The sequence below is a fragment of the Kocuria sp. JC486 genome (assembly GCF_011602805.1).
In the GTDB taxonomy this organism is placed as follows: Bacteria; Actinomycetota; Actinomycetes; order Actinomycetales; family Micrococcaceae; genus Kocuria; species Kocuria soli.
This window is the reverse complement of record NZ_JAAOZS010000057.1, coordinates 1-974: the sequence shown is the minus strand read 5'-3', so window position 1 is coordinate 974 and position 974 is coordinate 1. Positions and strand designations below refer to the sequence as shown.

At 66.9% G+C, this 974-nt stretch carries 1 protein-coding gene; it reads left to right on the top strand.

Annotated features, from left to right (window positions below; all coding sequences use genetic code 11):
- Positions 1-15 precede the first annotated feature (15 nt).
- On the top strand, positions 16-974 hold a 959-nt coding region (locus GWK18_RS12845), incomplete at its 3' end, for an IS30 family transposase (protein WP_166835729.1).

Below are 974 nucleotides of genomic sequence, written 5' to 3'. Positions count from 1 at the left end.
CACAGGAGGATCCGGATGCAGGGCAAGCACGGTCATCTCAGCCGGGAGCAGAAGCAGCTGGCGCTCAGGTTGCACGCGAGGGGCTGGCGGCTGGTCGATATCGCCAAGGAGATCGGCTGCAGCGCGCCGATGGTCGGGGTCATGGCCCGGAGCGGCAGGCACCTCGATGCCAAACCGCTCGGCTGGAAACCACGCCAGGGCTGCCTGACGATCGATGAGCGCGAGCAGATCCTTCTGGGGATCAATCGTGGCGACACATTCACCGCGATCGCCGGGCAGCTGGGGCGAACGGTGTCCACCATCAGCCGTGAGGTCAAGCGCGGCGGAGGCCGCTGCGAATACTCGGCTTGGCGCGCACATGAACGTGCCCGCCAGCAGACTCGTCGGCCGAAGCCGTTCAAGCTCAGGCCCGGCCGACTGCTCGAGGAGGTCGCCAGTCGGCTGGAGCAGTTGTGGTCGCCCGACGAGATCGCGGTGCGCCTACGGTTGGATCATGCCGATGATCCGCAGATGCGTGTGAGCCACGAGACGATCTACCAGTCGCTGTTCGTGCAGGGCCGAGGCGAGTTGCGCCGTGAACTGGCCCGGTGCCTGCGGTCCGGAAGGACGGCTCGCAAGCCTCGCGGGGCCATCGAGGGTCGTGGCCGCATCCCCGGCATGGTGATGCTCAGCCAGCGCCCTGCCGAAGCCGACGACCGTGCAGTGCCCGGGCATTGGGAGGGTGACCTCATCCTTGGTCAGGGCAGCCGCAGCGCTGTCGGGACGCTCGTCGAGCGCTCGACACGGATGACATTGCTGCTGCACCTGCCCGATGGCAAGAGCGCCGAGCAGGTCGAGGCAGCAATGCGCGCCGCAGTCAGCAAGCTGCCGTCCTCCTTGGCCCGAACGATCACCTGGGACCAGGGCGCGGAGATGGCCAAGCATGCTGCGTTCACTACCGCCACGGGCATTCCGATCTACTTCTGCGATCCTCA